Here is a 23,593-nt window from a genome sequence, read left to right on the forward strand (position 1 = left end):
GTCGCAGACCACACAAAGTGGCGAGTGAGGGATTCGAACCCCCGAAGGCTACGCCGGCTGATTTACAGTGAAGCCCGCGGCATTGCCTATGGTCGGCTGCGCTGGCCGCAGTGGGCCATAGCGCGGAACCCGAGACTGAGTGAGGGGCCCGGGTGGCCTGCGAGGCCGAAGTGACGCCGATCGACACGCCAGTCCCAGGGCCTCAGGCCGGGACGAGGCCGGAGGCCACCAACGGTGTCATCGTCTGGTTGCCACGATCCTGGCGCGGCCATCGATCCCCGTAGGGCGTCACGATGTCACGGGCGCTCGTGGTGGAACCGACTGCCAGGGTCGCCGGGGCGGCGATGACGTCGCGGCGAAGGTTTCACCAGCTGGAGTCATGAGAGCGAATGCTGCGGCAAGTTCGGCGATCGCGGCCACGATGTGAGAGTCAGCGATCTTGTCCAGGTGGGTCTGCTTGATCCGGCCAGCGTTCTTAGATTCCACTACGAGAACCCCGACGGAACGTCCGTCTGCTTCGAGCCGGTATGCACCCAGGCCGAGGGACTTCATTCTCATCCCATCAGCCACTTCAGCCGGAAATCCTTGCTTGATCGCGGCGCTACGCCATCGACTGCCGGTGGGCATGTTGACGAGAGCAAGTCCCGCTTCTTCGTCCCATGCTCGACCGATCGCGCCTTGTCCCATGGGGTAGCTGTTGCGCCCACGGGCCTGAAGCGCGGGATTCTTTGCGATGCGCGCCACCAAGAAGAACGTGTCCTCGTGGAAGTGATAGACGCTCATCCGGTCAGAGTGGCTCTCGAGACCGCAGTAGCTAGCGAGTTGAGCGAGCATGATCTCCAGGGCACGCTCCAGGGCTTCGGACTTCATGAGGGCCTTGCGCTCAGCTTCTTCACGAAGCTGCGAGAGGCGCATGTAGCTCGGGCGCTGAACCAGGAATTCGGAGATGAATGCTACGACCGCGAGGCCCACACCGGTCCAGAACAGCCACGCTTTCGCTTCCCAGACGTCACCGTCGCTCACGCCCCAAATGATGAATGCCAGCGAAGCGGCTGCGCCGAGTACTCGCGGCAGCCATCCCTTGATAAGCCGGAAGAGCCACAACACCGCTGCGGCCACGCGATCGACCGTCGCATGGCGCCAGTCCCTCATCGTGTGAGGACGAGTACTGACTCCTCTCGTTCAGCTTTGATCTGCGCCCCCTCGCTCGCCCCTATCTGATCCACCGCCTTCTCCAGGATCTCAGTCGCCATGTCTTCGGCGAAGTCCGGATCAACCGTCGAGAATCGCAGACCATAGGTGATGTCATTCGATCCCGGGTGCGGGTCTACCAGGAACGCGATCACCGCCGGATAGTCCGGCAGCACATCACCGAGCGAGGCGCTCAGCTTCGCAGCAAACGTCCCCAGCTCGTCAGCCTCCACGGCGTGAAACTTCACGGTGCTCGTAAGTTCGAAGAGACGGGTCTGGACGGCCGTCATCGTATCCCCCTCCTTGCCCCGGTGCCCCGGTTCCCTGACTCTACAGTCTGCACCCCGCCACCGACAGAGCGACCCGCACGGCGGGAATTCGCACTCTTCTCCTGGCGAAATCGGCGGATACGATGACACGGCTGAGCTGTCGGCGAAGGTGACGCGCCGGTACGCTGTGGTCGTTTCTCGAATTGGATCCGTGGGGAGATCATCGTGAAGAAGCTGATTGCTGTTGCTGCGCTCGCCGGCACTGTCGCCCTCTCGGGGTGTAGCACGCCGGGCCCCGTACCGACGGTCACCGTAACGAGAACCGTGACAGTCACGGCGTCGCCCGCCCCGGTCCCTTCGCCTGCCCAGGCGACCCCGCTCGCACTCGGCAGCACCGCAACAGCCAACGGCGCCACCGTCACCGTGCACGCGCTTGACGCCAACTCAGCGCCCAATGCACCCGCCCCCCAGAGCGCGAACAGCAAGTGGGCGTCGGCGGACGTCGAGGTCTGCAACACGGGTAACGCAGCGATCTCGACCTCGTCGCAGCCGTGGCGTCTCGTCGGCAACGGGAACCTCAGATTTCAGCCATCCAGCATCGGCTACAACCAGTTCCCGGAGCCGGACTACACCTTCGGCGAGGAGACCGTCGCGCCCGGCGAGTGTCGACGCGGTTGGATTACGTTCGTCGTTCAGCAGGACGCAACACTGACGGCGGTCACATACACCAACTCCCCCGGTTTCATCGCGCGCTGGGCACTCTGATGGATACCGCTATGTTGTGGTTCACGGGGGTCGCTGCGTGCGCGGCGATCGCCTCAGCGGTGTTCGCCTTTGTGCAGGCAAAGGCAGCGACCGATAGCCGGCGGGATGCGGACGAGGCGCGGGATGAAGCGAGTCGAGCCCGGGACGAGAGTGCACGTCTGGCTGGGGAAGCAAACGCTGCGTTCGTGCGACAGGCGGAGGCGCAGGAGGAAGCGAACCGCTTACGGAGGGAGGAGTCGCGGCCCGACGACTGGTCCCTGGCCCAGATTGGCAACAACTCGTTTCGAGCAACGAACTCGTCGCGGCAGCTACTCCTCGTGAGCGAGATGCTCGTGACGCCAAACGAGGTTAAAAGCCTCGTGCCGATCTTGACGAGTCACGACGACGGGAGATACGAGTACGGCGATTCGTTCACGTTCGCTGTCGTCCGGGTTGGTGGCCCATCACCCGAGAAGCTGACTATCAAGTACCGATATGCGACCGACGGATCCGACGAGTATCGCTCGTTTCACATCTCCGTTTAACGCCGGTGGCTCAGCCCGTGAGCAGTTGACTGATCATCGGAGGAAGAGGATCGAACCGGAGACGCTCACTAGCGGCGACCTGTACGTGCCTGGGTCGAGGCGAACGCGCTCACCTCGACCGCAGAGCCGGCCTCCAGATCTTCAAGAACGAGGGACACACATCGCATACACGACAGGTCTCCAGCAGGTCGGGACCCCGACCAGCGAGAAAGCCCCGATCAGTGCGAATACGCAACTGATCGGGGCTTTCTTCGATGAGTGGCGAGTGAGGGATTCGAACCCCCGAAGGCTACGCCGGCTGATTTACAGTCAGATCCCTTTGGCCGCTTGGGTAACTCGCCAGTGCGCACCCGCCCGGCTTGTGCAGTCGACCGGAGGCGCGATCACCTATCCTATCGTCGCGTCGGCGGCCCGTGAAATCGACCTCAGGTACCGAGCGCGTCGAGGTCGATGTCGTCGAGCGCGGAGGGCAGGCGCAGCAGCGCACCCTCGAACCGGCACGTGGCTGCGGCGATCCCCATCGCTCGATCGAGCGCGGCCGCCCATGCCGCAGCATCCGCGGGCGGATCGGTCCGCAGCGTGGCGACGACCGATGCCAGGACGGCGTCGCCGGCGCCGGTCGTGTCCACGACCCGGCCGGGCACGGACGCGATCGGACGGGACACGCGCACCTCCGCCCCCGCGCCGGAGACGGACACCTCGGCGCCCGCGCTCCCCCGCGTGGCGAGCACCACGTCGACGCCGTTCCGCAGGAGGCGGGCACGCACGTCGTCGAGCGACGCCCCGTACAGGAGCTGTGCGTCGTCGGCGCCGACCTTCACGAGGGCCGCGCCGCGCGTGATCCGTTCGAAGCCCGACACGAAAGCCGCCCTGTCGCGCAGCATGCCCTCCCGGGGATTCGGATCGACCGCCAGCACGGCGTCCGTACCGGCGAGCGCTTCCTCGAGCTCGGCGGTCTGCTCCGCGTCGTCGAACGCGAAGCAGCTGACGACGACCAGCGCGGCATCCGCGAACGCCGCCCGCGCGACCCGGCCGAAACGGATGCGCCGCTCCCGCGCAGCCTCGGTGAAGAGGTAGCTCGGCTCGCCCCGCTCGCTGCGGGTGACGATGGCGCGCGCGGTGCCCCGCGGTGACGGCGTCGCGATCAGGTCCACCCCGTAGTCGCGGAGGTACGCGCGGATGTGGTCGCCCGCCGTGTCGTCGCCGACCATCGCGACGAGCGTCGCCGGCACGCCCAGGCGGGACAGCCCGACCGCCACGTTGAGGGCGGCGCCGCCGATGAGCTCCCGCACGTTGGCCCCGTCGCGCAGTTCGTCGATGAGCGCATCGCCCACCACCACGACCCTGCCCGCCGGCGCCGACATCACACGGCCGATTCCACCACGCGCTCGACGAACGCCTCGGTGCGGGCACGGGTGCCGTCGATGCGGTGGTCCACGCTCGCGCGCACCTCGCTGGGGGCGAGGGGAGCCGCGAGCCGCACGTTCTCATGGCACGACAGGTCGGTGCACATGTAGGTGCCGATGCTGTCGCCGTTCCGCCCGGCGGGGCCGGCCTTCCGCGCGGTGAAGAGCGCGACCTGATCGGCCGGCTGCATCGTGTGGCAGAGATTGCACATCGCGGCGTGCGCCTGCGAGGAGCCCTGCGCCGCCCGCAGCACGATGCCCGTCGGCTGCCCGTCGCGCTCCGTGACGAGGTACCCTCGGCCGCGGATGTGCGGATCCGGCCACGCGAAGAAATCGAGGTGGTCCCAGTCGGTCAGCATGAAGTCGGCGGGGAGGGCGACCAGGCGCAGTTCGTCGTCCGCTGCGTTCACGAACGACTCGCGTACTTCGTCCTCGGTCAGGGCACGCATGTCCCTCAGTCTACGAACCCCTCCCACAGGGCGGGATGCCGATCCCCGGCGACTAGACTCGCGCGCATGGCCGACAGCTCCTTCGACATCGTCAGCAAAGTGGATCACCAGGAGGCGGACAACGCGCTCAACCAGGCGCGCAAGGAGGTCGAGCAGCGGTACGACTTCAAGGGCACCGGTGCATCCATCGAGTGGAGCGGCGAGCAGATCCTCATCAAGGCGAACAGCGAGGAGCGCGCGAAAGCCGTCCTCGACGTCTTCGAGTCGAAGCTCATCAAACGCGGGATCTCGCTGAAGAGCCTGGATTCCGGCGACCCGGTCGCGAGCGGCAAGGAGTACCGCATCACCTCGTCACTCAAGGACGGTATCTCGCAGGAGAACGCGAAGAAGATCGGGAAGATCATCCGCGACGAGGGCCCGAAGGCCGTGAAGTCGCAGATCCAGGGTGATGAGCTCCGCGTCACGAGCAAGAGCCGCGACGACCTGCAGGAGGTCATCCGTCTGCTGAAGGCCGCCGACCTTGACGTCGACCTCCAGTTCATCAACTACCGCTGACGCGCTCCTGAATCCACGACCCCACGGGGTCGTCAGGCGAGCGGGTCGACGCCGAAGTGCTCGGCCAGCTTCGTGATCACCGCGTTGGCGCCCTGGATCGAGACGGACGCGACGAAGGTACCGTCGTCGACCTCGAGCACGTCGCCGCTCAGCCGCTGCCACAGCGGGTTCGACTCGAACTGGGTGCGCTGCGCACGCGACGCGTCGCCCTCGGCACCGTCGGGCTGCCAGGTACTCACGAGCACGAGGCCGGCATCGGCCTGGAGGATCTGCTCCGCCGATAGGGACACGAAGATCGACGCGGTCGTGTCCGGAGCGCTCGCCGGACGCGGGAGGCCCATGTCCGCCATGATCTCGCCGATGAACGAGTCGCTCGCGTAGAGCCGGGCGGTGTCCTCGCCGGCGAAGCGCAGCAGCGAGTACGTGAGGTCGGGGCGCTGGGCGAGGATCTCGGCACCCACCGCGGCGGCACGCTTCTCGTACGCGGCGACGATGCCCTCGGCCTCGGACTGCTTGCCGAGCGCGGTGCCGAGGAGCACCACGTTCTCCTTCCACGTCGGCCCGGTGCTGACCGAGAACACGGTCGGCGCGATCTTGGCCAGCTGGGGGTAGAGCGCCTCCTGCCGTACCTTCGCCGAGATGATCAGGTCGGGCTTGAGGGCCAGGATCTTCTCCAGATCGGGCTCCGCGACCGTGCCGACGTTGACCGCATCCGCGGTCGCCGCGCTGACGTCGCCGAGGTAGGGGGCGAACGGATGCGTCGGATCCTGGCGGTACTGGGCGTATCCGACGAGGTCGGCGCCCAGCAGGAGCGTGGCATCCACGTAGCTGGAGTCGAGCGCCACGACCCGCTGCGGCCGCTCGGGGATGGTGGTCTCGCCCATCGCGTGGGTGATGGTGATCGGGAAGCCGCTGTCGGCGGTCGCGCCGGCGGTGGGTTGGGTCGCGGGTGCGGCCTGGCAGGCCGCGAGCCCGAGTGCGAGGACGCCGGCGGCGAGGGTGGCGAGGGAAGCGCGCAAGAGAGTCATGTAACGGGGGAACCTTCTCGTCATGGGTAGGATGGGTGCGCCCAGGTTAGCGAAGGATTACCTAACTTGGTACCACTCCCCCCAAGACCGTCCGACCCGAGGATGCCCGTGACCACCCTTCCCGCCGTGCGCCGCCGGAGGCTCCCGCGGCCGCTCGTGCTGTCGGGGATCCTGCTCGTGCTCGCTCTCGCGGTGGTCCTCAGCGTCTGCGTGGGCGGGATGCCGACCACCCCCGCGCAGGTGATGGGGGCGCTCTTCGCGCCGACCGGAACGGACGCGGACCTGGCGATCACCCGCCTGCGGCTGCCCCGCACGCTGCTCGGGATCGTGGTCGGCGCCTGCCTCGGACTCGCCGGGACGCTCGTGCAGGGCCACACCCGCAACCCGATCGCCGACCCGGGTCTGCTCGGGATCTTCCAGGGCGCGGCCCTGGCGGTCGTGCTCGTGGCGGCGCTCGGGAACCCCTCTGGCCTCGTGCAGGCCGGCTTCGCCTTCGTCGGCGCGCTCGCGGCATCCACGCTGGTCTTCGCGATCGCGTCCCGGGTGCGAGGCGGCGCGACGCCGGTGACGCTCGTCCTGGCGGGCGTCGCGGTCTCCGCGATCTGCGGCGCCCTCGTGACCGCGATCGTGCTGGTCAACCTCGACGCGCTCGACACGCTGCGCTTCTGGCAGGTCGGCTCGCTCGCGACCCGCAACGGCGCGATCGCGTACATGTGGCCCTTCGCGATCCTCGGCATCGTCCTCGCTCTCGTGAACGGCCCCGCACTCAACGCGCTCGCGCTCGGACCGGATGCCGCAGCCGCACTGGGCGTCTCGCGGAAACGGGCCCGCATCGTCGGCGTCGCCGCGATCACCGTGCTCGCCGGCACCGCGGTGATGCTCGCGGGCCCGATCGCGTTCGCGGGCCTCATCGTGCCGCACCTCGCTCGCGCTGCGGTCGGATCCGACTACCGCTGGCAGTTGCCGGCGGCGGCGGTGATCGGCAGCGCCGTCCTGATCCTGGCCGACACCGTGGGGCGGGTGATCGCGCGACCGGGCGAGCTGTCCGTCTCCGTCGTGCTCGCGGTCGTCGGCGCGCCCTTCTTCATCGCCCTGGCCCGGCGCCGTCGGATGGCATCGCTGTGAGCGGGGCCGTCACGGCGCGCCCGTTGCTCCGCGTCGTCCGCGTGGGGGCCGTGTCCGTGCTGTGGCGCCCGCGCGGTCTGGCGGTGGTCGCCGCCCTCGCCGCGGCGACGGTGCTCGCCACCGCCGTCCACCTCTCGCTCGGCGGCACGTCGATCGACCTGCTGTCCGTGCTCCGGACGATGGTCGGGGATCCGCCCGACGCCCGCACGCAGCTGGCCGTCGTCGAGTTCCGGATGCCGCGGACCATCGCCGCGATCGTCGCCGGCACCGCCCTCGCCGTGGCGGGCGCGATCACGCAGACGATCGCGCGCAATCCGCTCGCGAGCCCCGACATCCTCGGCGTGACCTCGGGCGCGTCGCTCGGCGCCGTCGGCGTGCTCGTCCTGGCCGGCGGCGGGGCGGGCGGCCTGTCGGGCGCCGCGGCCTTCCTCGGCCTTCCCGCGGCCGCGTTCCTCGGCGGACTGATCGCCGGCGTCGCGGTCTACCTGCTCGCGTACCGCGGCGCCGTCGACGGCTACCGGCTCGTGCTGGTCGGTCTCGGCATCTCGTGGCTCGCCGCGAGCCTCGTGACCTGGCTCCTGACCCTCGGGGACGTGACGAACGCGGCTCAGGCGCTGACCTGGATGACCGGCTCCCTCAACGCCGAGGAGTGGGCGATGGTCGGCCCCTTGGCTGCGGTGACCGCCGTCCTCGTGGTGCTCACCGCCGCGCTCGCGCGGGTGCTCGCCCTCACCGGATTCGGCGAAGAGACCACGGTCGCGCTCGGCGTGCGCACGAACCTCGTCCGCAGTACCGCACTGCTGTGCGCGGTCCTTCTCGCCTCGCTCGCGACCGTGCTCGCCGGCCCCGTGGGCTTCGTGGCGCTGGCGGCGCCGCAGATCGCCCGACTGCTCGTCCGCTCCGCCACCCCGCCGCTCGCGGCATCCGCTCTGGTCGGCGCGCTCATGATGCTGCTCGCCGACGTGCTGACCGCGCGCCTCTCGCCGGTGCCGCTTCCGGTGGGGATCGGCACCGCGGTGCTCGGCGTGCCCTACCTCGTCTGGCTGCTCATCGTCTCGCAACGGAGGACCGCATGACGCCTCGGCTCAGCGCACACGGGATCACGCTCGGATACGGTGACCGGCCGGTGATCGCGGGGCTCGACTTCGCCGTGCCCGACGGCGAGGTCACCGCGATCATCGGACCCAACGGCTGCGGCAAGTCCACCCTGCTGCGCGGTCTCGGTCGTCTGCTCACACCGACCGCCGGCCAGGTGCTCCTGGACGGCGTCCCGCTCCACCGCATCCCCACGCGCACCGTTGCCCGCACGATCGCCCTGCTCCCGCAGAGTCCGTCCGCGCCGTCCGGCCTCACCGTCGCGGAGCTCGTCGCCCGCGGCCGCCACCCGCACCAGCGCTGGTACGAGCAGTTCGGACGCGGCGACGAGCGGATCGTGCGCGAGGCGATGGCGGCCACCGGCGTCGAACCCTTCGCGGACATCCCCGTCGACGAGCTCTCCGGCGGGCAGCGTCAGCGCGCCTGGCTCTCGATGACGCTCGCCCAGCAGACCGACATCGTCCTCCTCGACGAGCCGACCACCTTCCTCGACCTCGCACACCAGGTCGAGGTGCTCGAGCTCGCGCGCGAGCTCAACGTGCGGCACGGCCGGACCGTGGTCATGGTTCTCCACGACATCTCGCTCGCGGCGCGGTACGCGTCGCGGATCGTCGCCATGAAGGAGGGGCGGATCGTCACCTCCGGCGCCCCCGAGGATGTGGTGACCGAGCCGATGCTCGCCGAGGTGTTCGGGCTGACCGCGACCGTTATCCGCGAGCCGGTCCTCGGCCGCCCGCACGTGATCCCCCTCGGCACCGCTGGGACGCGTCAGGACTTCTCCGGACGCCGCGCCTCCGTGTCGAGCTCGCCCTGCGCGGCCTCGGATCCGCTGCGCCCACCGCCGTATCCGCGAAGCGCGAACGCGAGCAGCACGGCCACGCAGGCACCCGCGACGGGGCCCGCCACGTAGACCCAGTAGTCGCTGAAGTCGAGGCCGACAAGATCCGGCCCGAACGTGCGAGCCGGGTTCATCGACGCCCCGGAGATCGGGCTGCCCCACAGCCCGGCGAGCGCGATGTAGCCGCCGACGCCGAGCGCGCCGACGATACCGACGTTCTGCGCGCCGGACGCGGTGCCCAGGATGACGCTCACCAAGCCCAGCGTCAGCAGCGCCTCCATGAAGAAGGCCTGCACGTTCGACGCCCCGCTCGCCGGATAGTTCGCGCCGTACGTCGCGGAGACACCGATGATCGCGTGCAGGAGCCAGGCGGCGAGAGTCGCGCCGGCCAGCTGCGCGAGGATGTAGCCCGGTACCCGGCGCCAGGGGAAGTCGCCGCGGAGGGAGAAGGCGAGCGTCACGGCCGGATTCAGGTGCGCGCCCGACACCTTGCCCATGAAGAGGATGATGCCCAGGACCATGAGACCCGGGGCGACGACCGCCGCCGTGCGGCTGATCACGCCCGGGTAGGCCTGGCTCATCATCCCGCCGCCGGCGGCCACCGTGACGAGCAGGAAGGTGCCGAAGATCTCGGACACCAACCGGCGCCACTCCTGCCGCGGGTTCTGGAAGTCCGCCATCGGGTCGATGACCTCGACCTCGAACCACCGCTCGAAGCGCCCCATGGCCTGGCTGCTGCGCCGATCGGACATCGTCGTCCCCCTCTGACCCGCGCGGAATCGAAGGATCCCGCTTTGGGCCCCGACTCTAGACCCGCGGGCCGGCGCCCCGCCAGGTCGGGCGCCCGAACGACGAGGGACCCGGACGCCGCGGCATCCGGGGTCCCTCGTCCGCGCAGCCCTAGGACTGCAGCTTGGCCAGCAGGTCGGCGGGCTTGCCCGTGAGGTCGGTCTGGTTGCTGAGCGTGGTGCCGTTCACGACGATCGTCGGCGTCGCGATGCTGGACTGACCGGGCTGGATCGGCGTCTTCTTCGTCTGCGCGTCGACGTAGGTCTTGTACGTGCCGGCCTTGATGCAGTCGGTGGCGTTCGTGACCCCGGCGCCCGTCGCGATCGACACGATCTGGTCGTCGGTCAGGCCGTTCGAGCCCTCCTGCGGCTGCTGCGCGTACATCGCCTGCAGGAACGGCAGCACCGCGTTCGGGTCGGCGGCCGCGACGCAGTACATCGCGCTGGCCGCGCGCGTCGAGTAATTGGTGCCGTTCGACTGGCGGTTCAGGATCGAGATCGGGTGGATGTTGAGCGTGATCGTCCCGTCGGTGACCCAGCCCTGGATCGACGAGCCGTACGTCTGCTCGAAGTTGTTGCAGATCGGGCACTGGAAGTCGATGTACGTGTCGAGCGTCTTCGGGCCGGTGCCGACCGTGATCGCGCCGGTATCCGCGTTGATGTTGGACGCCTGCGGCGCCGTGCCGGGGCCGTTCGCGGCGTTGTTCGCGAACACCACGACGCCGCCGATCACGACCAGCGCGACGACCACGCCGACGCTGATCCAGATCGCGAACCAGTTGACCTTGCGCTTCGGCTGAACCTTGCGCTGAACCTGTGCCATGTCCCGTCCTTATCGAATCTCTCGGGGCGTGACGCCGAACGGGGCCAAGCCCGCCGCACCGCCGTCGGGCGCGGTGAGCACCCAGATACCGCCATCATGCACGGCCACACTATGTTCCCAATGTGAGCCTGCTGTGCCGTCCTCGGTACGGACCGTCCAGCCGTCGTCGTCTACGTACGTCGCCTCGTCACCCGCGACGATCATCGGCTCGATCGCGACGACGAGACCCGGACGCACCTCGGGACCGGGATCGGACACGCGGTAGTTGAACACCGACGGCGACTCGTGCATCTTGCGGCCGATGCCGTGTCCGACGTAGTCGCGCAGGATGCCGTAGCCGAGGCCGGCGCCGTCGACGTGGTCCTGCACCGCGGCGCCGATGTCGCCGAGGTGGCGGGCCGTCGCGAGCCGCGCGATGCCGGCCCAGAGGGCGCCCTCCGTCACGGTCGAGAGCTGCTCGCGCTCGGCGACGACTTCGGGCCGCTCCGGATCCGGGAGCACCACGGTGAACGCCGAGTCGCCGTTCCACCCCTTGTACTCGGCGCCGGCATCGACCGAGACGATGTCGCCCGGCTCGAGCACCCGCGCACCGGGGATGCCGTGCACGACCTCGTCGTTCACGGACACGCAGATCGTGTGCGAGTAGCCGCGCACGAGCTGGAAGTTCGAGCGGGCGCCCCGCGCCGTGATCGCGCGAGACGCGGCCGCATCGAGCTCCAGCGTCGTCACGCCCGGCCGCAGGATCGCGCGCACCGCGTCGAGCGCCGCCGCCGTGATGCGTCCCGGCTCGACCATCGCCCGGAGCTGCGCGGGCGACTTGTACATCGCGCGGCGAAGCACGTCAGACCGAGATGCTGCGCGCCGCGAGGGCGCCCAGGATGCGCTCGGTGACCTCGTCGAGCGCCCCGATGCCGTCCACGGCGTCGACGATGCCACGCGCCCGGTACACGTCGAGGATCGGCGCGGTCTCACGCTCGTAGATCGCGAGGCGGTTGGCGATGACCTCCTCCGTGTCATCCGCACGACCCTGGTCGACCGCCCGCTGGTGGAGACGCGCGATGCTCTCGTCACGCGGCACGTCGAGCTCGATGACGGCGCTCAGGCCCTCACCGCGAGGGGCGAGGAACTCGTCGAGGTCGCGGACCTGCGCGATGTTGCGCGGATAGCCGTCGAGGAGGAACCCGTTCGCGGCATCCGGCTGCGCGAGCCGGTCGCGCACGACGGCGCCGGTGAGCTCGTCGGACACGAGGTCGCCCGCGTCGATGATCGCCTTCACCTGCAGACCGAGCTCCGTGCCGCCCGCGATGTTCGCGCGGAACACGTCTCCCGTCGAGATCGCGGGGATGCCGAGGGCCTCGGCGATGCGAGCGCCCTGCGTCCCCTTTCCGGAGCCCTGCGGACCGACGATCAGGAGACGGGCGAGAACGGACTCGGTCATCGAAGAAGCCCCTCGTAGTGGCGCTGCTGCAGCTGCGCGTCGATCTGCTTGACGGTCTCCAGCCCGACGCCGACCATGATGAGGATCGACGTGCCTCCGAACGCGAAGTTCTGGTTCGCCGAGACGGCGGACAGGGCGATGAGCGGGAGCAGCGCGACGAGGCCGAGGTAGATCGAGCCGGGCAGCGTGATGCGGGTGAGCACGTAGTCGAGGTACTCGGCGGTCGGACGTCCGGCCCGGATGCCCGGGATGAACCCGCCGTACTTCTTCATGTTGTCGGCGACCTCGGTCGGGTTGAACGTGATCGCGACGTAGAAGTACGTGAACCCGACGATGAGGAGGAAGTAGATCAGCCAGTACAGCGGGTGGTCGCCGCGCGTGAGGTAGTTCGAGATCCACGCCACCCAGTCCGGCACCGGCTGGCCGGCCGCGGGCTGGTTGAACTGCGCGATGAGCGCGGGGATGTAGAGCAGCGACGAGGCGAAGATGACGGGCACGACACCGGCCATGTTCACCTTGATCGGGATGTAGGTGTTGGTGCCGCCGTACGTGCGACGCCCGATCATCCGCTTCGCGTATTGGACCGGGATGCGCCTCTGCGATTGTTCGACGAAGACCACGAGCCCGACCACGACGATCGTGACCGCGAGCACCAGGAGGAACACCTCGAAGCCGCGCGACTGCAGGATCGTCCACATCGCGACCGGGAACGTCGCCACGATCGAGGTGAAGATGAGGATCGACATGCCGTTGCCGACGCCGCGCTCGGTCACGAGCTCCGCGAACCACATGATGAGGCCGGTGCCGGCGGTCATCGTGATGATCATGAGCAGCTGCGCCCACCAGGCGTCGTTCGTCAGCAGGTTCTGACAGGCCGGGACACCGGTCGAGCCGAAGAGCTGGCCGCTGCGCGCGACGGTGACGAGCGTCGTGGACTGCAGGAGCGCGAGCGCGATCGTGAGGTAGCGCGTGTACTGCGTGAGCCGCGCCTGGCCCGCCTGGCCCTCCTTGTAAAGGGTCTCGAAGTGCGGGATGACGACACGGAGCAGCTGCACGATGATCGTCGCCGTGATGTACGGCATGACACCGAGGGCGAAGATCGACAGTTGCAGCAGCGCGCCGCCGGAGAAGAGGTTGACGAGGGAGAGGAGCCCTTCGGCACCGGACGTCTGCGCAAGACAGACCTGCACGTTCGGGAAGTCGACGAACGGCGACGGCACGTGAGCGCCGAGGCGGTAGATCGCGATGATCCCGAGGGTGAAGGCGATCTTCCGCCGCAGGTCGGGGGTGCGGAACACCCGCGCGATAGCGCTGAACAAGGATTCCTCCAGAGACGGTTCCGGCGCCCCCAACAGCGCACAATGACCCAGGTTAGCTCAGGCAGCGAACTCGCGGGTTGCACCGGAAATGGCGGAGGGGGCCGAGAGGATGTCTCGGCCCCCTCCGGGGTCTTACTCCGCGGCGCTGTCCACCGCGACGGCCAGAGCCGTCACCGTGCCGCCGGCCGCGACGATCTTCTGCTGCGCCGCGCCCGACACCTTGTCGACCGAGACGTTGAGCTTGACCGCGATGTCGCCGTCGGCGAGCACCTTGACCTTCTCGTTCTTGCGCACGGCGCCCTTCGCGACCAGGTCGCCGACCGTGACGTCGCCGCCCGCGGGGTAGAGCTCCGCGAGCTTCGACAGGTTCACGACCTGGTACTCGACGCGGAACGGGTTCTTGAACCCGCGCAGCTTCGGGGTGCGCATGTGCAGCGGCATCTGGCCGCCCTCGAAGCCGACCTTGACCTGGTAGCGGGCCTTCGTGCCCTTGGTGCCGCGGCCCGCCGTCTTGCCCTTCGAGCCCTCACCGCGACCGACGCGCGTCTTCGGCGTGTTGGCGCCGGGGACGGGACGGAGGTGGTGGACCTTGAGCACCGTCGGACGCGACACGGCCGCATCCTTCTTCGGCGCAGCCTTCGCCGGCGCCTTCTTGGCGGCAGGCTTCCGAGCCGGCGCCTTCTTCGCGGCCGGGGCCTCGGCGGCCTCGACCTTCTCGTCGTCAGCCATCAGTCGATCTCCTCAACCTTCACGAGGTGCGCGACGGTCTTGACGTATCCGCGCGTCTGCGCGTCGTCCGGACGGACGACCGCGTCGCCGATCCGCTTCAGACCGAGGCTGCGCAGCGTTTCACGCTGGTTCTGCTTCTCGCTCACCTTGGACTTGATCTGCGTCACCTTGAGGCGCGCGGCCATCAGGCACCTACCTTCTGCGCAGCCTGGGCCTCGGCCTCGGCGCGCACGAGACGTGCGGGGGCGACCTGGTCGAAGTCGAGACCGCGACGAGCGGCGACCGAACGCGGCTCCTCGAGCTGCTTCAGCGCCTCGACCGTCGCGTGCACGATGTTGATCGTGTTCGACGAGCCGAGCGACTTCGAGAGGACGTCGTGGATGCCGGCGCACTCGAGCACGGCGCGCACGGGACCACCCGCGATGACACCGGTACCGGCCGCGGCGGGGCGCAGCAGCACGACGCCGGCAGCGGCCTCACCCTGCACCGGGTGCGGGATCGTCGACCCCGTACGCGGCACGCGGAAGAAGTTGCGCTTGGCCTCTTCGACGCCCTTCGAGATCGCCAGCGGGACCTCGCGCGCCTTGCCGTAGCCGACGCCCACGAGGCCGTTGCCGTCGCCCACGACCACGAGGGCCGTGAAGCTGAAGCGGCGACCGCCCTTGACGACCTTCGACACACGGTTGATCGTCACGACGCGCTCGAGGAACTGGCTCTCGGCACGATCGCGCGTCCCGCGGTCGCGGTTGGGGTTGCGCTCGCGACCACCGCGGCGGGGCTCCCGCTCGCGGTCGGTCGGCGCCTCGGTCGCGGCCTGCGCGGTGGCGTCGGTCACTTCCGTGGTCTCTCCGGTGGTGTTGCTTGCGTCGGTCACAGGTTCAGCCCTCCCTCGCGTGCGCCGTCGGCGATCGCCGCGACACGGCCCGCGTAGCGGTTGCCGCCGCGGTCGAAAACGGCATCCGAGATGCCGGCGGCCTTCGCGCGCTCGGCGACGAGCTCGCCGACCTTACGCGCCTTGGCCGTCTTGTCACCCTCGAACCCGCGCAGGTCCGCCTCGAGCGTGGAGGCCGAGGCCACCGTGACGCCCTTGCCGTCGTCGACGAGCTGGACGAACACGTGGCGAGCGGAACGCGTCACCACGAGGCGCGGACGCGCATCCGTGCCGACGACCTTCTTGCGAAGACGCGCGTGACGACGCGCACGCGCGTCGGACTTTGACTTCACGGCCATGGTTACTTACCACTCTTTCCGGCCTTGCGCCGAACGACCTCGCCGGCGTAGCGGACACCCTTGCCCTTGTAGGGCTCGGGCTTGCGAATCTTGCGGATGTTCGCGGCGGCCTCACCGACGGCCTGCTTGTCGATGCCGCTCACGGTCACCTTGTTGTTGCCCTCGACCGTGAACGTGATGCCGGCCGGCGGGTCGACGAGCACGGGGTGCGAGAAGCCGAGGGCGAACTCGATCGAGCTGCCCTTCTGCGCGACGCGGTAACCGGTGCCGACGACCTCGAGGCCCTTCGTGTAGCCCTGGGTCACGCCGACGATGTTGTTGTTGATGAGCGTGCGGGTCAGGCCGTGGAGCGAGCGCGATGCGCGCTCGTCGTCGGGACGGGTGACGAGCACCTGCCCCTCCTCGACCTTGACCTCGATCGGGCGCGCGATGGTGAGCGCGAGCTCGCCCTTCGGGCCCTTCACGGCGACATCGCGGCCGTCGACCGTCACGGTCACGCCAGCGGGGATGTCGATCGGGAGACGTCCAATACGCGACATGTCAGATCACCACACGTAGGCGAGGACTTCCCCGCCCACGCCCTTCTGCTCGGCCTGGCGGTCGGTGAGGAGACCGGAGGAGGTGGACAGGATCGCAACGCCGAGGCCGCCGAGGACCTTGGGGATCTCGGTCGACTTCGCGTACACGCGGAGGCCGGGCTTCGAGACGCGCTTGATGCCGGCGATCGACCGCTCGCGGTTCGGGCCGTACTTCAGCGTGAGCGTCAGCGTGGAGCCGACGCGGGCGTCCGCGACGCCCCACTCGGCGATGTAGCCCTCCTGCTTGAGGATCTCCGCGATGTGGGTCTTGAGCTTCGAGCTCGGCAGCGACACGGAGTCGTGGTGCGCCGAGTTCGCGTTGCGCAGACGGGTCAGCATGTCTGCGACCGGGTCTGTCATCGTCATGTGGTGCTTCTTTCGTTCATGAGGTTTCGGCTGCCGTTACACGACAGACGACCTGCTATGACTGGATATTCGGTAGGGGTCAGGCCTGCTGGTCGGCGCCGCGGAACGGGAAGCCGAGGTGACGCAGGAGCGCGCGACCCTCGTCATCCGTGGTCGCGGTCGTGACGACGGTGATGTCGAAGCCGCGGACGCGGTCGATCCGGTCCTGGTTGATCTCGTGGAAGATCGACTGCTCCTGCACGCCGAACGTGTAGTTGCCGTGACCGTCGAACTGCTTCGCCGACAGACCGCGGAAGTCGCGGATGCGGGGCAGCGCGAGGCTCACGAGGCGGTCCAGGAACTCCCAGGCCCGGTCGCCGCGCAGCGTCACGTGCGCGCCGATGGCCTGGCCCTCGCGCAGCTTGAACTGCGCGATGGACTTACGGGCCTTCGTCACGATCGGCTTCTGGCCGGTGATCTTCGTCAGATCGTCGACTGCGCCGTCGATCACCTTGCTGTCGCGAGCAGCCTCGCCGACACCGGTGTTCACGACGACCTTCACGAGACCGGGGATCTGCATGACGTTCGCGTAACCGAACTCCTCCTGCAGCGCCTTCTTGATCTCGCTGTTGTACTTCTGCTTCAGGCGCGGCTGGATCTTGCCAGCCGGCGCGGCAGTGTCGATGCTCATGCTCAGAGGTCCTTGCCGCTCTTCTTCGCGTAGCGCACGCGGACCGTGCGCTTCACGCCGTCCTTCGTCTGCTCCTCGACACGGTGGCCGACACGGGTCGGCTTCTTCGTGCCGGGGTCGACGACCTGGACGTTGGAAATGTGGATGGGCGCCTCGACGGTCTCGATGCCGCCGGTCTTCGTGCCGCGCTGCGTCTGGCCGACGCGGGTGTGCTTGGTCACGTAGTTGACGCCCTCGACGATGACGCGGTCCTGCTCGACGAGGACCTCGAGGACCTTGCCCTGCTTGCCCCGGTCGCCGCCGCGCTCGGGCTTGGGGCCCGAGATGACCTGAACCAGGTCGCCCTTCTTGATGTTCGCCATGATCAGATGACCTCCGGCGCCAGCGAGACGATCTTCATGAACTTCTTGTCGCGAAGCTCACGTCCGACCGGCCCGAAGATGCGCGTACCGCGCGGCTCGCCGTCGTTCTTGAGGATGACGGCCGCGTTCTCGTCGAACTTGATGTAGGAGCCGTCGGCGCGACGCGTCTGCTTGACGGCGCGCACGATGACGGCCTTGACGACATCGCCCTTCTTGACGTTGCCGCCCGGGATCGCGTCCTTGACGGTCGCGACGATGACGTCGCCCAGGCCCGCGTAACGACGGTTGGAACCGCCGAGGACACGGATCGTGAGCAGCTCCTTGGCGCCGGTGTTGTCGGCGACCTTGAGCCGGGTCTCGGTCTGAATCACTTGGCCTTCTCCAGGATCTCCACCAGACGCCAGCGCTTCGTGGCGCTCAGCGGGCGGGTCTCGTTGATGAGGACGAGGTCGCCGATCCCGGCGGTGTTCGCCTCGTCGTGCGCCTTGACCTTCGACGTGCGGCGGATGACCTTGCCGTAGAGCGGGTGCTTCACGCGGTCCTCGACCTCTACGACGATGGTCTTGTCCATCTTGTCGCTCACGACGTAGCCGCGGCGGGCCTTGCGGTAGCCACGGGCGTCGGCGTCGCGCACATCGTGCGCGGCGCTCTCGTGCCCCGCCGCCTGCGCGACCGGAGTCTCCTCCACGACCGCCGCAGCGGCCTTCTTCGCCGCCGGCTTCTTCGCGGCCGGAGCCTTCTTCTCGGTGGTGTCAGCCATCACTCGGCCTCTTCCTTCACTGCCTCAGCCGAGGCATCCGACTTCTTCGCCCGCGAACGCTTGGGCGCAGCCTCCACGGCGACCGGGGTCGCGCGGATGCCGAGCTCGCGCTCGCGGATGATCGTGTAGATACGCGCGATGTCGCGCTTGACGGCGCGGATGCGACCGTGGCTCTCGAGCGTGCCCGTGGCCGACTGGAAGCGCAGGTTGAACAGCTCTTCCTTGGCCTTGCGCAGCTCCTCGACGAGTCGCTGGTCTTCGAACGTGTCCAGCTCGCTCGGGGCGAGCGTCTTGGTGCCGATCGCCATTACGCGTCGCCCTCCTCGCGCTTGATGATGCGTGCCTTCAGGGGCAGCTTGTGGATGGCACGGGTCAGGGCCTCGCGAGCGAGCTCCTCGTTGACACCGGCGACCTCGAAGAGGACGCGACCCGGCTTGATGTTCGCGACCCACCACTCCGGCGAGCCCTTACCGGAACCCATTCGGGTCTCCGCGGGCTTCTTCGTGAGGGGACGGTCGGGGTAGATGTTGATCCACACCTTGCCGCCGCGCTTGATGTGACGGGTCATCGCGATACGAGCGGACTCGATCTGACGGTTGGTCACGTACGCCGGCGTGATCGCCTGGATGCCGTACTCACCGAACGAGACCTTCGTGCCGCCCGTCGCCTGGCCGTCACGGCCGGGGTGGTGCTGCTTGCGGTACTTGACCTTGCGGGGGATGAGCATTACGCCGACGCTCCTTCGGTGACGGGGGCCTCGCTGCGCGGGCCACGACGACGGTCGCCGCCGCGGTCATCGCGACCGCGAGACTGCTTCGGCGCGTTGGCCTGCTCGCGCGCGAGCTCCTTGTTGGTGAGATCGCCCTTGTAGATCCACACCTTCACGCCGATCCGGCCGAACGTCGTCTTGGCCTCGTAGAAGCCGTAGTCGATGTTGGCGCGGAGCGTGTGCAGCGGGACGCGACCCTCACGGTAGAACTCCGAGCGGCTCATCTCCGCGCCGCCGAGGCGGCCCGAGACCTGGATGCGGACGCCCTTGGCGCCGGCGCGCTGAGCGCCCTGCAGGCCCTTGCGCATCGCGCGACGGAACGCCACGCGGGCGCTCAGCTGCTCCGCGACACCCTGGGCGACCAGCTGCGCGTCGGCCTCGGGGTTCTTGACCTCGAGGATGTTCAGCTGGATCTGCTTGCCGGTGAGCTTCTCGAGGTCGGTGCGGATGCGCTCGGCCTCGGCGCCGCGGCGGCCGATCACGATGCCCGGACGGGCGGTGTGGATGTCGACGCGGACGCGGTCGCGCGTACGCTCGATCTCGATGTTGCTCACGCCGGCGCGATCCAGCTGCGTCTGCAGGAGCCTACGGATCTTGATGTCCTCGGCGACGTAGTCGGCGTAACGCTGGCCGGGCTTCGTCGAGTCCGAGAACCACCGCGACACGTGGTCGGTCGTGATGCCGAGGCGGAAGCCGTACGGGTTGACCTTCTGTCCCATTACTTGCTCGCCTTCTTCGTGGTGGCGGTCGCCGCGGCCTCGTCGGCCTCCGGCGTGCCGAGCACGATCGTGATGTGGCTCGTGCGCTTCTTGATCTGGAACGCGCGGCCCTGTGCACGGGGCTGGAAACGCTTGAGCGTCGCGCCCTCGTCGACGTACGCGTTCTTCACGTACAGGTCCTGCTCGTCGAGGTACTCGCTCGCCTGGTCCGCCTTCACGCGGGCGTTCGCGATCGCCGAGGCCACGAGCTTGTAGATCGGCTCGCTGGCGCTCTGCGGCGCGAACTTCAGGATCGCGAGGGCCTCCTGCGCCTGCTTGCCCTTGATGAGCGCGACGACGCGACGAGCCTTCTGAGGGGTCACGCGGATGTGCTTCACGCGTGCGATGGATTCCACCATTAGCGTCGCCGCCCCTTCTTGTCGTCCTTCTCGTGGCCGCGGAAGGTGCGGGTGGGCGCGAACTCGCCCAGCTTGTGGCCGACCATCGTCTCGGTCACGAACACGGGGATGTGCTTGCGACCGTCGTGCACGGCGATCGTGTGACCCAGCATCGCGGGCACGATCATCGAGCGACGCGACCAGGTCTTGATGACGTTCTTGCTACCCGCCTCGTTCTGGACGACGACCTTGCGAAGCAGGTGCTCGTCGACGAAGGGGCCCTTCTTGAGACTGCGTGGCATCTTCTGCTCCTACCTACTTGCGCTTCTTGCCGGCGTTGCGACGGCGGACGATCAGCTGGTCGCTTTCCTTGTTCGCGTGACGCGTGCGGCCTTCCTTCTGGCCCCACGGCGAGACGGGGTGGCGACCACCGGACGTCTTGCCCTCACCACCACCGTGCGGGTGGTCGACCGGGTTCATCGCGACACCGCGCACCGTGGGTCGGACGCCCTTCCAGCGCTTGCGGCCGGCCTTGCCCCAGTTGATGTTCGACTGCTCGGCGTTGCCGACCTCGCCGATCGTCGCCCGGCAGCGGGCGTCCACGTTGCGGATCTCGCCCGAGGGGAGACGCAGCTGGGCGTACGGGCCGTCCTTGGCGACGAGACGCACGGAGGCGCCCGCCGAACGGGCCATCTTCGCGCCGCCGCCGGGACGGAGCTCGATCGCGTGGACGACGGTACCCGTGGGGATGTTGCGCAGCGGCAGGTTGTTGCCGGGCTTGATGTCCGCCGACGCGCCGGACTCGACGATGTCGCCCTGCTGCAGCTTGTTCGGCGCGAGGATGTAGCGCTTCTCGCCGTCCAGGTAGTGCAGGAGCGCGATGCGCGCGGTGCGGTTGGGGTCGTACTCGATGTGCGCGACCTTGGCGTTCACGCCGTCCTTGTCGTTACGACGGAAGTCGATGACGCGGTACTGGCGCTTGTGCCCGCCGCCGATGTGGCGCGTGGTGATCCGGCCCTGGTTGTTGCGACCACCCGTCTTCGGGATGGGGCGCAGCAGGGACTTCTCCGGCGTCGATCGCGTGATCTCGGCGAAGTCGGCCACGGACGAGCCGCGACGACCGGGCGTCGTGGGCTTGTACTTGCGAATAGCCATAGTTCTCTAGTCCTCTGTCCCGACCGTCAGCCGACTGCCGTGAAGATGTCGATGGTGCCCGACTTGAGCGTCACGATGGCGCGCTTGGTGTCCTTGCGCTTGCCGGCGCCGAAGCGGGTGCGACGGGCCTTGCCGATGCGGTTGATCGTGTTCACCGACGCGACCTTGACGCCGAAGATCTTCTCGATCGCGAGCTTGATCTCGGTCTTGTTCGAGCGGGGGTCCACGTAGAACGTGTACTTGCCCTCGTCGATCAGCGAGTAGCTCTTCTCCGAGACGACCGGCTTCAGGATGATGTCGCGCGGGTCCTTGTTGACGACGGCACTCATGCCGAGACCTCCTCGGTGGACGTCTTCGACGCGACGAACGCGTCGTAGGCGGCCTTGGTGAAGACGATGTCGTCGGCGACGAGCACGTCGTAAGCGTTCAGCTGGCCGTAGTCGAGCACGTGGACGTACGCGAGGTTGCGCACGCTCTTGACCGTGAGCTCGTCGTCGCGGTCGATGACGACCAGCACGTTCTTCGTCGGCGCGAGCGCCTCGAGCACCGCGGCGGCCGCCTTCGTCGAAGGAGCGCCCTCGACGCCGAACGAGTCGACGATGTGCAGGCGCTCACCGCGCGCGCGGTCGCTCAGCGCACCCAGGAGGGCGCCAGCGATCATCTTCTTGGGCGTCCGCTGCGCGTAGTCGCGCGGCTTCGGGCCGTGAACGATGCCACCGCCGGTCATGTGCGGCGCGCGGATCGAGCCCTGACGGGCGTTGCCCGTGCCCTTCTGCTTGAAGGGCTTGCGGCCGGCACCGGAGACCTCGCCGCGACGCTTCGTCGAGTGCGTGCCCTGGCGCGCCGCCGCGAGCTGCGCGACGACGACCTGGTGGATCAGCGGGACGTTGGTCTTGACGTCGAAGATGGCGGCGGGCAGCTCGACCGAGCCGGCCTTCTTGCCGGACGCCGCGTGGATCTCGAGCGTGGACGTGGAGTCAGCCATGTGCTCAGGCCCCCTTCACTGCGTTGCGGACGTAGACGAGCCGGCCGCGCGCGCCGGGGACGGCGCCCTTGACGAGCAGCAGGCCCTTCTCGGCGTCGACGGCGTGGACCGTCAGGTTGAGGACGGTCACGCGCTCGCCACCCATGCGGCCGGCCATGCGCATGCCCTTGAAGACGCGGCTCGGCGTCGACGAGGCGCCGATCGAGCCCGGCTTGCGGTGGTTGCGGTGCGCACCGTGGGAGGCCGAGACGCCCTGGAAGTTGTGGCGCTTCATGACACCCGCGGTGCCCTTGCCCTTGCTGGTGCCGACGACGTCGACCCGCTGGCCCGCCTCGAACACGCCATCCACCGTGAGCTCCTGACCGAGTGAGTAGTCGGAGGCGTCGGCGGTGCGGATCTCGGTGACGTGACGACGCGGCGTCACGCCGGCGGCGTCGAAGTGGCCCTCGAGGGGCTTGGTCACCTTGCGGGGGTCGATCTGGCCCGCGGCGATCTGAACGGCGTTGTAGCCGTCCTTCTCGGGCGTGCGGACCTGGGTCACGACGTTGGGGGTCACCTCGATGACGGTGACGGGGACGAGCTTGCCCTGCGCGTCCCAGACCTGGGTCATGCCGAGCTTCGTGCCCAGCAGGCCCTTGGAAACCTTGGAGTTGATGTCAGCCACGTCGAACCTCAGAGCTTGATCTCGATGTTGACGTCGGCCGGGAGGTCGAGCCGCATCAGCGAGTCGACGGCCTTCGGCGTCGGGTCGATGATGTCGATCAGACGCTTGTGGGTGCGCATCTCGAAGTGCTCGCGGCTGTCCTTGTACTTGTGCGGCGACCGGATGACGACGACGACGTTCTTCTCGGTCGGAAGGGGCACGGGGCCCACGACGGTCGCGCCCGCACGGGTCACGGTGTCGACGATCTTGCGCGCGGACGAGTCGAGGCCCGCGTGGTCGTACGACTTCAGGCGAATACGGATCTTCTGTCCCGCCATGTGTCTGCTCACTCTCTGTCTCGCGTCTTACCTCCGGAGGATCTCCGGGGCATCGGACGCACGGTGGCGCTCGGTCGCGCCCAGGCACTCTCCCGCTTGCACGGGATGCTGCACCGCTGTTCTGCTGTCAACCGGAAGGAGGCCTCCCGGCCCCGGTCCCCCGCCGGCGCACGCGAACGTGCTCGGAGGAAGAGACCGGATGAGTTGTCCCCTGCCCGCGGCCTAGGTTCGCGACGCTCAGCGCCGGCCTATGCACTGCCCTGGCAGTGACCCGGGGCACGCAATTGCGCAGCCACCGG

Annotated in this window: 35 protein-coding genes, 1 tRNA gene and 1 pseudogene; 6 read left to right on the plus strand and 31 right to left on the minus strand. The window is 68.5% G+C overall.

Translation table 11 applies throughout. The features are described from left to right. Nucleotides 1-288: 288 nt before the first annotated feature. Together ABCS02_RS10695 and ABCS02_RS10700 are read right to left on the minus strand one after the other, a co-directional pair. Nucleotides 289-1,119, minus strand: coding sequence for a hypothetical protein (locus ABCS02_RS10695; protein ID WP_345835621.1), 831 nt, complete (start codon nucleotides 1,117-1,119; stop codon nucleotides 289-291). Nucleotides 1,120-1,148: 29 nt separating this feature from the next. Then, entirely contained in the window at nucleotides 1,149-1,481 is a 333-nt protein-coding gene (locus ABCS02_RS10700) for a hypothetical protein (RefSeq protein ID WP_345835622.1), read from the minus strand. A 204-nt stretch (nucleotides 1,482-1,685) separates the two neighbouring features. Here ABCS02_RS10700 and ABCS02_RS10705 point away from each other — a divergent pair, with 204 nt between their 5' ends. Both ABCS02_RS10705 and ABCS02_RS10710 read left to right on the plus strand, forming a co-directional pair. Beyond that, nucleotides 1,686-2,225: a DUF4352 domain-containing protein gene (locus tag ABCS02_RS10705; RefSeq protein ID WP_345835623.1), complete on the plus strand. Its 540-nt coding sequence runs from the start codon at nucleotides 1,686-1,688 to the stop codon at nucleotides 2,223-2,225. Between the two features lie 11 nt (nucleotides 2,226-2,236). Beyond that, the gene (locus tag ABCS02_RS10710) at nucleotides 2,237-2,749 is read left to right on the plus strand and encodes a hypothetical protein (RefSeq protein ID WP_345835624.1); all 513 of its coding nucleotides are present in this window, start codon (nucleotides 2,237-2,239) and stop codon (nucleotides 2,747-2,749) included. Nucleotides 2,750-3,008: 259 nt separating this feature from the next. Here the strand turns inward: ABCS02_RS10710 and ABCS02_RS10715 are convergent. The 3 genes from ABCS02_RS10715 to ABCS02_RS10725 all read right to left on the minus strand — a co-directional run bounded on the left by ABCS02_RS10715 (nucleotide 3,009) and on the right by ABCS02_RS10725 (nucleotide 4,604). Continuing rightward, a tRNA-Tyr gene (locus ABCS02_RS10715) sits at nucleotides 3,009-3,090 on the minus strand. Nucleotides 3,091-3,174: 84 nt separating this feature from the next. After that, entirely contained in the window at nucleotides 3,175-4,113 is a 939-nt protein-coding gene (locus ABCS02_RS10720; protein WP_345835625.1) for a PfkB family carbohydrate kinase, read from the minus strand. Beyond that, nucleotides 4,113-4,604, minus strand: coding sequence for an FBP domain-containing protein (locus ABCS02_RS10725; RefSeq protein WP_345835626.1), 492 nt, complete (start codon nucleotides 4,602-4,604; stop codon nucleotides 4,113-4,115). The genes ABCS02_RS10720 and ABCS02_RS10725 overlap by 1 nt, the downstream gene beginning before the upstream one ends. A 66-nt stretch (nucleotides 4,605-4,670) precedes the next feature. Between ABCS02_RS10725 and ABCS02_RS10730 the strand changes: the two genes are divergently transcribed. Then, nucleotides 4,671-5,159 carry a YajQ family cyclic di-GMP-binding protein gene (locus ABCS02_RS10730; protein ID WP_345835627.1) on the plus strand — a complete coding sequence of 163 codons (489 nt, stop codon included), beginning with the start codon at nucleotides 4,671-4,673 and terminating at the stop codon, nucleotides 5,157-5,159. 32 nt (nucleotides 5,160-5,191) lie between these two features. On the opposite strand, the gene ABCS02_RS10735 is transcribed toward ABCS02_RS10730, so the two are convergent. Beyond that, nucleotides 5,192-6,187 (minus strand): iron-siderophore ABC transporter substrate-binding protein, encoded by a 996-nt coding sequence (locus ABCS02_RS10735; protein WP_345835628.1) that lies wholly within the window; start codon nucleotides 6,185-6,187, stop codon nucleotides 5,192-5,194. Between the two features lie 108 nt (nucleotides 6,188-6,295). Between ABCS02_RS10735 and ABCS02_RS10740 the strand changes: the two genes are divergently transcribed. The 3 genes from ABCS02_RS10740 to ABCS02_RS10750 are packed head-to-tail and all read left to right on the plus strand — an operon-like array spanning nucleotide 6,296 to nucleotide 9,317. Further along, nucleotides 6,296-7,312 (plus strand): iron ABC transporter permease, encoded by a 1,017-nt coding sequence (locus ABCS02_RS10740; RefSeq protein ID WP_345835629.1) that lies wholly within the window; start codon nucleotides 6,296-6,298, stop codon nucleotides 7,310-7,312. After that, entirely contained in the window at nucleotides 7,309-8,388 is a 1,080-nt protein-coding gene (locus ABCS02_RS10745) for an iron chelate uptake ABC transporter family permease subunit (protein WP_345835630.1), read from the plus strand. The genes ABCS02_RS10740 and ABCS02_RS10745 overlap by 4 nt, the downstream gene beginning before the upstream one ends. Continuing rightward, nucleotides 8,385-9,317 carry an ABC transporter ATP-binding protein gene (locus ABCS02_RS10750; protein ID WP_345835631.1) on the plus strand — a complete coding sequence of 311 codons (933 nt, stop codon included), beginning with the start codon at nucleotides 8,385-8,387 and terminating at the stop codon, nucleotides 9,315-9,317. Before ABCS02_RS10745 ends, ABCS02_RS10750 begins: the two co-directional genes overlap by 4 nt. A 14-nt stretch (nucleotides 9,318-9,331) precedes the next feature. On the opposite strand, the pseudogene ABCS02_RS10755 reads toward ABCS02_RS10750, so the two are convergent. From ABCS02_RS10755 to rpsJ, 25 genes and pseudogenes are all read right to left on the minus strand, one after another. Continuing rightward, a pseudogene (locus ABCS02_RS10755) lies at nucleotides 9,332-9,997 on the minus strand (aquaporin); the annotation flags it as partial. A 148-nt stretch (nucleotides 9,998-10,145) separates the two neighbouring features. Beyond that, on the minus strand, nucleotides 10,146-10,856 hold the full coding sequence (locus ABCS02_RS10760) for a thioredoxin domain-containing protein (protein WP_345835632.1): 711 nt from the start codon (nucleotides 10,854-10,856) through the stop codon (nucleotides 10,146-10,148). A gap of 9 nt (nucleotides 10,857-10,865) precedes the next feature. Then, nucleotides 10,866-11,681, minus strand: a complete 816-nt coding sequence (gene map / locus ABCS02_RS10765; protein WP_345836330.1) for a type I methionyl aminopeptidase — start codon at nucleotides 11,679-11,681, stop codon at nucleotides 10,866-10,868. 16 nt (nucleotides 11,682-11,697) lie between these two features. Continuing rightward, nucleotides 11,698-12,294, minus strand: coding sequence for an adenylate kinase (locus ABCS02_RS10770; RefSeq protein ID WP_345835633.1), 597 nt, complete (start codon nucleotides 12,292-12,294; stop codon nucleotides 11,698-11,700). Next, nucleotides 12,291-13,613 (minus strand): preprotein translocase subunit SecY, encoded by a 1,323-nt coding sequence (gene secY, locus ABCS02_RS10775; RefSeq protein ID WP_345835634.1) that lies wholly within the window; start codon nucleotides 13,611-13,613, stop codon nucleotides 12,291-12,293. Before secY ends, ABCS02_RS10770 begins: the two co-directional genes overlap by 4 nt. 132 nt (nucleotides 13,614-13,745) lie before the next feature. After that, nucleotides 13,746-14,342, minus strand: a complete 597-nt coding sequence (gene rplO / locus ABCS02_RS10780; RefSeq protein WP_345835635.1) for a 50S ribosomal protein L15 — start codon at nucleotides 14,340-14,342, stop codon at nucleotides 13,746-13,748. Then, nucleotides 14,342-14,527 carry a 50S ribosomal protein L30 gene (gene rpmD / locus ABCS02_RS10785; RefSeq protein WP_345835636.1) on the minus strand — a complete coding sequence of 62 codons (186 nt, stop codon included), beginning with the start codon at nucleotides 14,525-14,527 and terminating at the stop codon, nucleotides 14,342-14,344. The genes rplO and rpmD overlap by 1 nt, the downstream gene beginning before the upstream one ends. Further along, nucleotides 14,527-15,177, minus strand: coding sequence for a 30S ribosomal protein S5 (gene rpsE / locus ABCS02_RS10790; protein ID WP_345836331.1), 651 nt, complete (start codon nucleotides 15,175-15,177; stop codon nucleotides 14,527-14,529). Before rpsE ends, rpmD begins: the two co-directional genes overlap by 1 nt. 35 nt (nucleotides 15,178-15,212) lie before the next feature. Next, nucleotides 15,213-15,572 carry a 50S ribosomal protein L18 gene (gene rplR / locus ABCS02_RS10795; protein ID WP_345835637.1) on the minus strand — a complete coding sequence of 120 codons (360 nt, stop codon included), beginning with the start codon at nucleotides 15,570-15,572 and terminating at the stop codon, nucleotides 15,213-15,215. A gap of 2 nt (nucleotides 15,573-15,574) precedes the next feature. Further along, nucleotides 15,575-16,111: a 50S ribosomal protein L6 gene (rplF, locus tag ABCS02_RS10800; RefSeq protein WP_345835638.1), complete on the minus strand. Its 537-nt coding sequence runs from the start codon at nucleotides 16,109-16,111 to the stop codon at nucleotides 15,575-15,577. A gap of 6 nt (nucleotides 16,112-16,117) precedes the next feature. After that, nucleotides 16,118-16,516 (minus strand): 30S ribosomal protein S8, encoded by a 399-nt coding sequence (gene rpsH, locus ABCS02_RS10805; RefSeq protein WP_345835639.1) that lies wholly within the window; start codon nucleotides 16,514-16,516, stop codon nucleotides 16,118-16,120. A 79-nt stretch (nucleotides 16,517-16,595) separates the two neighbouring features. Beyond that, entirely contained in the window at nucleotides 16,596-17,186 is a 591-nt protein-coding gene (gene rplE / locus ABCS02_RS10810) for a 50S ribosomal protein L5 (RefSeq protein ID WP_345835640.1), read from the minus strand. Nucleotides 17,187-17,188: 2 nt separating this feature from the next. After that, entirely contained in the window at nucleotides 17,189-17,548 is a 360-nt protein-coding gene (gene rplX / locus ABCS02_RS10815) for a 50S ribosomal protein L24 (RefSeq protein WP_345835641.1), read from the minus strand. A gap of 2 nt (nucleotides 17,549-17,550) precedes the next feature. Beyond that, entirely contained in the window at nucleotides 17,551-17,919 is a 369-nt protein-coding gene (rplN, locus tag ABCS02_RS10820) for a 50S ribosomal protein L14 (protein ID WP_345835642.1), read from the minus strand. Next, nucleotides 17,916-18,182, minus strand: coding sequence for a 30S ribosomal protein S17 (gene rpsQ / locus ABCS02_RS10825; RefSeq protein WP_067165812.1), 267 nt, complete (start codon nucleotides 18,180-18,182; stop codon nucleotides 17,916-17,918). The genes rplN and rpsQ overlap by 4 nt, the downstream gene beginning before the upstream one ends. Before the next feature lie 125 nt (nucleotides 18,183-18,307). Then, complete coding sequence (gene rpmC / locus ABCS02_RS10830) at nucleotides 18,308-18,616, minus strand: 50S ribosomal protein L29 (protein ID WP_345835643.1); 309 nt, start codon at nucleotides 18,614-18,616, stop codon at nucleotides 18,308-18,310. Then, nucleotides 18,616-19,035: a 50S ribosomal protein L16 gene (gene rplP / locus ABCS02_RS10835; RefSeq protein WP_345835644.1), complete on the minus strand. Its 420-nt coding sequence runs from the start codon at nucleotides 19,033-19,035 to the stop codon at nucleotides 18,616-18,618. The genes rpmC and rplP overlap by 1 nt, the downstream gene beginning before the upstream one ends. Next, nucleotides 19,035-19,796, minus strand: coding sequence for a 30S ribosomal protein S3 (gene rpsC / locus ABCS02_RS10840; RefSeq protein WP_345835645.1), 762 nt, complete (start codon nucleotides 19,794-19,796; stop codon nucleotides 19,035-19,037). Before rpsC ends, rplP begins: the two co-directional genes overlap by 1 nt. Continuing rightward, nucleotides 19,796-20,194 (minus strand): 50S ribosomal protein L22, encoded by a 399-nt coding sequence (gene rplV, locus ABCS02_RS10845; protein ID WP_345835646.1) that lies wholly within the window; start codon nucleotides 20,192-20,194, stop codon nucleotides 19,796-19,798. Before rplV ends, rpsC begins: the two co-directional genes overlap by 1 nt. After that, nucleotides 20,194-20,475 carry a 30S ribosomal protein S19 gene (gene rpsS, locus ABCS02_RS10850; protein ID WP_091484831.1) on the minus strand — a complete coding sequence of 94 codons (282 nt, stop codon included), beginning with the start codon at nucleotides 20,473-20,475 and terminating at the stop codon, nucleotides 20,194-20,196. Before rpsS ends, rplV begins: the two co-directional genes overlap by 1 nt. Before the next feature lie 13 nt (nucleotides 20,476-20,488). Beyond that, nucleotides 20,489-21,328 carry a 50S ribosomal protein L2 gene (gene rplB / locus ABCS02_RS10855; protein WP_345835647.1) on the minus strand — a complete coding sequence of 280 codons (840 nt, stop codon included), beginning with the start codon at nucleotides 21,326-21,328 and terminating at the stop codon, nucleotides 20,489-20,491. Nucleotides 21,329-21,354: 26 nt separating this feature from the next. After that, nucleotides 21,355-21,657, minus strand: coding sequence for a 50S ribosomal protein L23 (gene rplW / locus ABCS02_RS10860; protein WP_345835648.1), 303 nt, complete (start codon nucleotides 21,655-21,657; stop codon nucleotides 21,355-21,357). After that, nucleotides 21,654-22,313 (minus strand): 50S ribosomal protein L4, encoded by a 660-nt coding sequence (rplD, locus tag ABCS02_RS10865; protein WP_345835649.1) that lies wholly within the window; start codon nucleotides 22,311-22,313, stop codon nucleotides 21,654-21,656. The genes rplW and rplD overlap by 4 nt, the downstream gene beginning before the upstream one ends. Nucleotides 22,314-22,317: 4 nt before the next feature. After that, on the minus strand, nucleotides 22,318-22,977 hold the full coding sequence (rplC, locus tag ABCS02_RS10870) for a 50S ribosomal protein L3 (RefSeq protein WP_345835650.1): 660 nt from the start codon (nucleotides 22,975-22,977) through the stop codon (nucleotides 22,318-22,320). An 8-nt stretch (nucleotides 22,978-22,985) separates the two neighbouring features. Then, a complete protein-coding gene (gene rpsJ / locus ABCS02_RS10875) occupies nucleotides 22,986-23,294 on the minus strand; it encodes a 30S ribosomal protein S10 (RefSeq protein ID WP_045246810.1) in 309 nt (102 codons plus the stop codon). Nucleotides 23,295-23,593: the final 299 nt, after the last annotated feature.

This window comes from Microbacterium sp. X-17 (genome assembly GCF_039615055.1).